Consider the following 8,512-nt stretch of genomic DNA (forward strand, 5'->3'; position numbering starts at 1 on the left):
CGGGTTCCGACCAGATGACCGCCCGCGCCCTGCGCCGTGAACGCTCCGGCAGCGCCGATGATTTCCCGGAAGACGTGGCTGAACTGATGGCCTACCTCGGCCCGCGCACTCCGGACCAGCGAGTGATCGCCGTACCCGGCACCGGCACCAACGTCCCGGTATGGCTGCTGGGTTCAAGCCTGTTCAGTGCGCAACTGGCAGGCGAACGCGGTTTGCCTTACGCCTTTGCCTCACATTTCGCACCGCGCCTGATGCATGAAGCGATTCGCGTCTATCGCAACCACTTCAAGCCTTCGGCCGTGCTGGACAAGCCCTATGTGATGCTCGGCATCCCGCTGGTGGCCGCCGACACCGATGAGCAAGCCGACTACCTGGCCACCTCGGTGTACCAGCGAATTCTCGCGCTGATGCGTGGGCAAAGCCTGGTGCAGCGCCCGCCGGTCAAGACCATGGACGGCCTGTGGCTGCCCCATGAGAAAGACGCCGTGGGCAGTTTCCTCGGCCTGGCCATGGTGGGCAGCCCGCAGAAGATCCGCGCCAAGCTGGAGGTCCTGGTGGAGCAGACCGGCGCTGATGAGCTGATCTTTACCTGTGACCTGTACGAGCACGCCGACCGGATTCATTCCTACGAGCTGCTGGCGCAGGTCATGAAGGGCTGAATCCAGGAGTGAGGCGGGACGCAGAGCATCCCAGGCTTCATTCCCACGCGGAGCGAGGTATCGCAGGCATAAAAAAACCGACGCACTTGCGTCGGTTTTTTACGTCTGCAACACGGGATCACCCGCGCTTGTAGGCGATTTCCTTGGTACCGGCTTCACAGCTGCCGACAACCGTGTGGTCACTAGGTGCAGCACCTTTGTCCACGATTTCCAGGGAGTAGCCCGAAGCGCCTTTCGCGTCGATTTTCGCCGCGATCTCGCTTTTCAGCTCTTCACAAGGCTTGCCCGCCGCCAGGGCCGTGCCCGCAATGCTCAACAAACCTACCGCCAACAAAAAGTTCTTCATCCGTCACTTCCTTGGGTTGATCGAAAGGAAGCACGTCGCCGCTCGTCACGTCGACGTGCCTAAAGGTTGTAGCGGAGTTTATGGCAATCGGCCAGCGCGCAAGTTCAACCGGCTCAATCAACTACTGGCAATTCGGAACCCCACCTTGAGGGTCACCTGGAAATGCGCGGCCTTGCCGTCCTTGATATGACCGCGGGTTTCGGTCACTTCAAACCACTCCAAGTGCTTGATGCTCTTGCTGGCTTCAGCCAGGGCATTGTTGATGGCCTCCTCGATGCTGGTCGCGGAAGAGCCCACCAGTTCGACTTTCTTGTAGGTGTGATGATCACTCATAAGTTTTTCTCCTGGGGTCGTTAATCAAGACTAGCAGTGAATTCTCGTACTGCTTCTGGCGGCTATTGCGATGTGAAAGTTCAGATTTACTGCACTTTCTGAAACCGCCGCAGTCGGAAACAACACACGCCACTCAATCACTCCAGGAGAGCCCACATGGCCAACACCTCTTTACGCAAAGCGTCATTGGAAAGCATGGAAGCCGAGATTTCGAGCCTGCTCAAATCTTTGGAAAGCCTCAAGGACGATGCGTCTGACGAGTCGCGCAAAACCCTGAAGGCCCTGAAAAGCAATGCCGAGAACGCTCTCAAGCATTCCCGCCACCTGATCAGCGATGCCTACGAAGAAAGCAAAGTCAAAATCCGCGAAACCGGTGTTGCAACACGGGACTACGCGCAAGAGCATCCATGGACTACCGCCGGTGTCGCCGTCGGCGCGCTGGGTCTGCTGGCGGCTTACTTGCTGTGCAAACGCGGCGACTAAACGTCCTGGCGCGCAAGCTCAGCCTTGAGCCACTGCGCCAGTTGCCCGGCGCGCCCATCTGCGGCGCGCTTGGGTAGCCACAACGCCAGTTGCGCCGGGGTTTCACTGAAACCCCACGGCGCAACCAGGCGACCCGCTCGCAGGTCCTCTGCCACCAGCGGCTCAGGCGCAATTGCTACCCCCAGCCCGGCCACCGCCGCCTCCAGCAAATAATACAAATGCTCAAACCCCTGACCGTACTTCAACGCGCCAGCGTCGATCCCATGGTGCTGCGCCCAGCTGGGCCAGGCTTGCGGGCGTGAGGTAGTGTGCAACAGGGCCTCACTCAGCAGCGCCTCGGGAGGCGCCTGGCGCAATCGCTCGTAATGGGCAAAACGCGGGCTCATGACCGGGCCGATGCGTTCGCTGGCCAATTCGTACACCTGCATATCCGCCGGCCATGGAGGTTCGGCGAACACCAGCAGCGCGTCCAGGCCGGGGCGGCGTGGGTCAAGATCGCCTTCACCCGCCGACAGATGCAGGCGCAAATCCGGCAACTCGGCGTTCAGGCGCCCCAGACGCGGAATAAACCAGCGCGCCAGCAGGCTGCCGGAGCAGCCGAGCACAAACGGCGCATCGGCACTGCTTTGCGTGAGCTCGGCGCAGGTGTCCCTCAGTCGCTCGAAGGCCTCGAAACTCGCATCCCGCAGACGAATGCCGGCATCTGTGAGTTTGAGGCCGCGCCCGTCCTTGGCGAACAGGCTTACACCAAGGTGTTCTTCCAACACCTTGAGCTGCCGACTGACCGCACCATGGGTCACGTGCAGTTGCTCAGCGGCCTGGCTAACGCTGTTCAGGCGCGCAGTCGCCTCAAAAGCGCGCAAGGCATTCAGCGGTGGGAGGTCTCGGCTCATCTGTGAGTTTTCCTGACAGGTTGTGGCGATCTTATCGGTTTTCACGTGGAAGCGTCAGGGGTAGAGTGACCGTCATTGCCTCTTACACATTTTCTACCTGGAGCGTCCCATGACTCAGACCCAGACCGATTTACGCAACGGCCCGGATGCCAATGGCCTGTTTGGTTCGTTCGGCGGCCGCTACGTGGCGGAAACCCTGATGCCATTGATCCTTGACCTGGCCCGCGAATACGAAGCGGCCAAGATCGATCCGGCCTTCAACGAAGAACTGGCCTACTTCCAGCGCGACTACGTCGGACGCCCAAGCCCGCTGTACTTCGCCGAGCGCCTGACCGAGTTCTGCGGTGGCGCCAAGATCTACCTCAAGCGCGAAGAGCTGAACCACACCGGCGCCCACAAGATCAACAACTGCATCGGCCAGATCCTGCTGGCGCGGCGCATGGGTAAAAAACGCATCATCGCCGAGACCGGCGCCGGCATGCACGGTGTGGCCACCGCCACCGTCGCCGCGCGTTTTGGCCTGCAATGCGTGATCTACATGGGCACCACCGACATCGAGCGCCAGCAGGCCAACGTATTTCGCATGAAGCTGCTGGGCGCTGAAGTGATCCCGGTGGTCGCCGGCACCGGCACCCTGAAAGACGCGATGAACGAAGCCCTGCGTGACTGGGTCACCAACGTCGACAGCACCTTCTACCTGATCGGCACCGTGGCCGGTCCGCACCCGTACCCAGCCATGGTTCGCGACTTCCAGGCCGTGATCGGCAAGGAAACCCGTACCCAGCTGCAGGCCCAGGAAGGCCGTCTGCCCGACAGCCTGGTGGCGTGCATCGGCGGCGGTTCCAATGCCATGGGCCTGTTCCATCCGTTCCTGGATGACACCAGCGTCGAGATCATCGGCGTTGAAGCGGCCGGCTACGGCATCGAGACCGGCAAACACGCGGCCAGCCTCAACGGCGGCGTACCGGGCGTACTGCACGGCAACCGTACCTTCCTGTTGCAGGACGACGATGGCCAGATCATCGACGCCCACTCGATTTCCGCCGGCCTCGACTACCCGGGCATCGGCCCTGAACACGCCTGGTTGCACGACATCGGCCGCGTCCAGTACACCTCGGTGACCGACGACGAAGCCCTCGACGCCTTTCACAAATGCTGCCGCCTGGAAGGGATTATTCCTGCACTGGAAAGCGCCCACGCCCTGGCCGAAGTGTTCAAACGCGCGCCGACCTTGCCGAAAGATCACTTGATGGTGGTCAACCTGTCCGGCCGTGGCGACAAAGACATGCAAACCGTGATGCACCACATGGAACAGTCCAAGCAGGAGAAACACTGATGAGCCGCCTGCAAACACGTTTTGCGCAACTGAAAGAACAAAACCGCGCCGCCCTGGTGACCTTCGTCACCGCCGGTGACCCGGGTTATGACACCTCGCTGGCGATCCTCAAGGGCTTGCCGGCGGCCGGCGCCGATGTAATCGAGCTGGGCATGCCGTTCACCGACCCGATGGCCGATGGCCCGGCCATTCAACTGGCCAACATCCGCGCACTGACCGCCAAGCAGAACCTCACGAAAACCCTGCAAATGGTTCGCGAGTTCCGCGAGGGCAACAGCGACACGCCGCTGGTGCTGATGGGCTACTTCAACCCGATCCACATGTACGGCGTGCCACGCTTTATCAGCGACGCAAAAGAAGCCGGCGTCGACGGCCTGATCGTGGTCGACATGCCGCCGGAACATAACGGCGAGCTGTGCGACCCGGCCCAGGCTGCCGGTATCGACTTTATCCGCCTGACCACGCCGACCACCGACGACGTGCGCCTGCCGACCGTGCTCAACGGCAGCTCAGGGTTTGTGTACTACGTGTCGGTGGCCGGTGTGACCGGTGCCGGTGCCGCGACCCTGGAACACGTCGAAGAGGCCGTGACCCGTCTGCGTCGGCATACCGACCTGCCGATCAGCATCGGTTTCGGCATCCGCACCCCGGAGCAGGCCGCTGCAATCGCCCGCCTGGCAGACGGTGTGGTGGTGGGGTCGGCACTGATCGACCACATCGCCAACGCCAGCAATGATCAACAGGCCATCGACGGTGTATTGACCCTGTGCTCTGCGCTGTCGGAAGGTGTACGTAACGCCCGTAAGTAAGCGGCTCGTAAGCGGTAGGTAAAGTTCCTGATACAGAGGAATCATGCTGGCAAATCAGTACCTAAGCTAACAAGACCAAGGGATTTCGAACCCGGTTCGAAATCCCTTTTTTGTTCGTGCAGTACTGAGGAAACAGCCCCATGAAAATCCCCAAACGTTTGATTGCAGGTGTAGGCGTGCTGGTGCTTGGCGCCAGCGCCCTGGTCCAAGCTGCGCCCTATGATCAGGGTGGCGGACCTGACCGTGGTGGCCCACAGGGCCAGCACGATCAACGTGGCGATGACCATCGCGGGCCGCAGGACAACCACCGTGGTGGGCCGCCTCAGGACTTTGGTCCTGTGAGACAGGTCATCCGCGACAACCATGGCGACTTCCGCCGTGGCGCGCCGCCGCCTCCCGGCATCCACCTGGTGCGCGGCCAGCGCCTGCCGCCAAACTACTATGGTGAGCGTCTGGACCCACGGGCGCTGGGCCATCTGCCGCAATACCCTGGTTATGAATGGCGCCGTTCGGGTGGGGACATCGTGTTGATCGCCGTTGGCACCAGCATCGTCTACCAGATTCTGGATGGCGCGCTGTACTAGAGCCGCACTGCTTTTGTGGTGAGGGAGCTTGCTNNCCCAAAATCCTGGGAGCGCTGCGCACTCCAGCGGGAGCAAGCTCCCTCGCCACACCAGCTCCCTCGCCGCAGCAGTCGCCTAAATCTCGATACGCTCGACCTTGCCGACCAACAAGATGTAGGACAACGCACCCAACAACGCCAGCACCGCGATATACGTAATCGCCGGTGCAAACGAATCCCCTGTCGCCAGAAAGCCAATCACGATCGGCGTGGTAATCGCCGACAGATTGCCGATGAAGTTGAACACCCCTCCGGTCAGCCCCAGCAGCCTTGCCGGCGCCAGGGTCGACACCAATGACCAGGTGATCGACGCCAGACCATTGCCGAAAAATGCCACCGCCAGAAACGCAATCACCCACGCCGTGGAATCAACAAAGTTGGCGCCGATGATCGCCGTGGAAATCAACAGCCCGCCAATGATCGGCAACTTGCGCGCAAACCCCACGGACGCTCCCCGGCGAATCAGCCAATCGGAAAACAGCCCCGAACACAGCACCCCGACAAACGCCGCCAGAAACGGCAGCGACGCCAGCAGGCCGGACTTGATGAAGTCCATGCCGCGATATTTCACCAGGTAGGTGGGAAACCACGTCAGGAAAAACCACAACGTGGAATTCAGGCAGAACTGCCCCAGGTAGATCCCCCACAGCTTGCGCTTGCTCAACACGATGCCGAGGTCGACCCAGCTGAACGGCGCCTTGGCCGCCTGCGCCTGGATGTCCACCAACCCGCCGCCTTCGCGGATCAGCTCGATTTCCGCCGCATTCGCGCCTTTGAAATCCCGTGGCTCGCGGTACACCGCGTACCAGATCAACGCCCACACAATGCCCACGCCGCCGGTGGCGACAAACACCATGTGCCAGCCAAAAGTGTGTTGCAGCCAGGCCAACACCGGCGTGAGAAACGCCAGCCCGACAAATTGCCCGGAGGTATAAACGCCGATCGCCGTGGCCCGTTCACGCTCGGGGAACCAAGTGGTGACCACGCGGCTGTTGATCGGGTAGGCCGGGGCCTCCAGGGCGCCCACCGCCATGCGCAATATGAACAGCGCGATGAAGCTGGCGGCGAAACCGAGCATCACCGTGGCCACCGACCACAGCAGCAGGGCGACGCTGTAGAGAATGCGCGGCGGCACCCGGTCCACCAGCCAGCCGCCGGGAATCTGCATGGCCGCGTAGGTCCAGCCGAACGCGGAGAAGATCAACCCGACATGCACCGGGTCGATCCCCAGCTCGCTGGTCAGGGCCGGAGCGGCAATCGACAGGTTGCTGCGGTCCAGGTAGTTGATCACCACGGTGATGAACAGCAGCACCATGATGAAGAAACGCTTTCGGCTGGGCGTGACTAAAGAAGCCTGCCCGGTGAAGGACTCGGATTGCATGGGGGTTGCCTCTTCTTATGGTTATTGAGGACAGGTCTTACTGAAGAAACCGAATCAAATGTGGGAGCGGGCTTGCTCGCGAAAGCGGTCTACCAGCAGCGGAGGTGTTGACTGACACTCCGCCTTCGCGAGCAAGCCCGCTCCCACATTGATTGGGTTTTCATCTCAAATTCGCGGTGTTTACCACTCCGCGAAGCTGCCGTCGGCATGCCGCCAGATCGGATTGCGCCAGCGATGCCCGATGGCCGCGCGTTCGATCACGTATTCCTCGTTGATCTCGATGCCCAGGCCTGGCCCGTTGGGGATTTTCACAAAGCCCTGGTCGTAGTCGAAAACACCCGGATCGCGCACGTAATCCAGCAGGTCATTGCTCTCGTTGTAGTGAATGCCCAGGCTCTGTTCCTGGATGAACGCGTTGTAGCAAACCGCATCCAGCTGCAGGCACGCTGCCAGGGCAATCGGGCCGAGCGGGCAGTGCAGGGCAAGGGCCACGTCGTAGGCTTCGGCCATGTTGGCAATCTTGCGGGTTTCGGTGATACCGCCGGCGTGGGAAGCATCCGGCTGGATGATGTCGACGTAGCCTTCGCTGAGCACGCGCTTGAAGTCCCAGCGCGAGAACAGGCGCTCGCCGAGGGCAATCGGGGTGCTGGTGAGCGGCGCCAGTTCTTTCAGCGCTTCGTAGTTTTCGCTGAGCACCGGTTCTTCGATAAACATCAGTTTGTAGGGGTCGAGTTCCTTCATCAGCACCTTGGCCATGGGTTTGTGCACCCGGCCATGGAAGTCGACGCCGATGCCGACGTTCGGACCGACCGCATCCCGCACGGCGGCGACGTTGGCCAGGGCCTGGTCGACTTTTTCGAAGCTGTCGAGAAATTGCAGCTCTTCGGTGCCGTTCATTTTCACCGCAGTAAAACCACGGGCCACGGCTTCATTGGCGGCGCGGGCAGTGTCGGCCGGGCGGTCGCCACCGATCCACGAATACACGCGGATCTTGTCGCGCACCTGGCCACCCAGCAAGTCGCTGACCGACACGCCGAGGGCCTTGCCCTTGATGTCCCACAGCGCCTGGTCGATACCGGCGAGAGCGCTCATATGGATCGCGCCGCCACGGTAGAAACCGCCTCGATAGAGCACGGTCCAGATGTCCTCGATATTGCGTGGGTCCTTGCCGATCAAGTAGTCGGACAATTCCTCGACGGCGGCAGCCACGGTATGGGCGCGGCCCTCGACAACGGGCTCGCCCCAACCAGTCACGCCCTGGTCGGTTTCAACCTTGAGGAAGCACCAGCGCGGCGGGACGATGAAGGTGGTCAGTTTGGTGATTTTCATCTTCTTATCTCTCTTGTAGATGGAGAACGCTGATCAGCCCAAGGCATGCCAGGCGGCGACGTAGGCCTGGGCGTTGCTCGCCACTTGGGCGACGCTCATGCCCGGCTTGAATAACCCGGAGCCCAGCCCGAAGCCCTTGACGCCCGCGTCGAAAAATACCTGCATGTTGTCCGGAGTGACGCCGCCCACCGGCAGCAGCACGGTGCCGGCGGGCAGCACTGCGAGCCAGGCCTTGACCACCGCCGGGCCCATTTGCTCGGCCGGGAACAGCTTCAGCACGTCGGCGCCTTCGGCCAGCGCGGCAAACGCTTCGGTGGGCGT

General features: G+C 61.6%; 10 protein-coding genes and 1 pseudogene. 5 read left to right on the forward strand and 6 right to left on the reverse strand.

Annotated features, from left to right (window positions below; genetic code table 11):
• The coding region (locus HX846_RS24155; protein WP_178966231.1) for an MsnO8 family LLM class oxidoreductase at positions 1-659 on the forward strand (659 nt) is incomplete at its 5' end.
• Positions 660-777: 118 nt separating this feature from the next.
• Here HX846_RS24155 and HX846_RS24160 read toward each other — a convergent pair.
• Positions 778-1,005, reverse strand: a complete 228-nt coding sequence (locus HX846_RS24160) for a DUF1161 domain-containing protein (protein ID WP_003214893.1) — start codon at positions 1,003-1,005, stop codon at positions 778-780.
• Between the two features lie 117 nt (positions 1,006-1,122).
• Positions 1,123-1,338 (reverse strand): dodecin, encoded by a 216-nt coding sequence (locus HX846_RS24165; protein ID WP_008439585.1) that lies wholly within the window; start codon positions 1,336-1,338, stop codon positions 1,123-1,125.
• Between the two features lie 156 nt (positions 1,339-1,494).
• Between HX846_RS24165 and HX846_RS24170 the strand changes: the two genes are divergently transcribed.
• Complete coding sequence (locus tag HX846_RS24170; RefSeq protein WP_003170746.1) at positions 1,495-1,821, forward strand: YqjD family protein; 327 nt, start codon at positions 1,495-1,497, stop codon at positions 1,819-1,821.
• Here the strand turns inward: HX846_RS24170 and HX846_RS24175 are convergent.
• Entirely contained in the window at positions 1,818-2,714 is an 897-nt protein-coding gene (locus tag HX846_RS24175; RefSeq protein WP_008439584.1) for a LysR family transcriptional regulator, read from the reverse strand. The genes HX846_RS24170 and HX846_RS24175 overlap by 4 nt on opposite strands.
• A gap of 109 nt (positions 2,715-2,823) precedes the next feature.
• Between HX846_RS24175 and trpB the strand changes: the two genes are divergently transcribed.
• From trpB to HX846_RS24190, 3 genes are all read left to right on the forward strand, one after another.
• A complete protein-coding gene (trpB, locus tag HX846_RS24180) occupies positions 2,824-4,050 on the forward strand; it encodes a tryptophan synthase subunit beta (protein WP_003214899.1) in 1,227 nt (408 codons plus the stop codon).
• Positions 4,050-4,859 (forward strand): tryptophan synthase subunit alpha, encoded by an 810-nt coding sequence (gene trpA / locus HX846_RS24185; RefSeq protein ID WP_008439583.1) that lies wholly within the window; start codon positions 4,050-4,052, stop codon positions 4,857-4,859. The genes trpB and trpA overlap by 1 nt, the downstream gene beginning before the upstream one ends.
• Positions 4,860-4,999: 140 nt before the next feature.
• Positions 5,000-5,443 (forward strand): anti-virulence regulator CigR family protein, encoded by a 444-nt coding sequence (locus HX846_RS24190; RefSeq protein WP_003214903.1) that lies wholly within the window; start codon positions 5,000-5,002, stop codon positions 5,441-5,443.
• Positions 5,444-5,557: 114 nt separating this feature from the next.
• On the opposite strand, the gene HX846_RS24195 is transcribed toward HX846_RS24190, so the two are convergent.
• The 3 genes and pseudogenes from HX846_RS24195 to HX846_RS24205 form a co-directional block, all read right to left on the reverse strand.
• Entirely contained in the window at positions 5,558-6,862 is a 1,305-nt protein-coding gene (locus tag HX846_RS24195) for an MFS transporter (protein WP_178966232.1), read from the reverse strand.
• Positions 6,863-7,042: 180 nt separating this feature from the next.
• The gene (gene dgoD / locus HX846_RS24200) at positions 7,043-8,191 is read right to left on the reverse strand and encodes a galactonate dehydratase (protein WP_178966233.1); all 1,149 of its coding nucleotides are present in this window, start codon (positions 8,189-8,191) and stop codon (positions 7,043-7,045) included.
• Positions 8,192-8,224: 33 nt separating this feature from the next.
• Positions 8,225-8,512, reverse strand: a pseudogene (locus tag HX846_RS24205) (2-dehydro-3-deoxy-6-phosphogalactonate aldolase); the annotation flags it as partial.

This window comes from Pseudomonas sp. K5002 (assembly GCF_013386655.1).
GTDB lineage: Bacteria > Pseudomonadota > Gammaproteobacteria > Pseudomonadales > Pseudomonadaceae > Aquipseudomonas.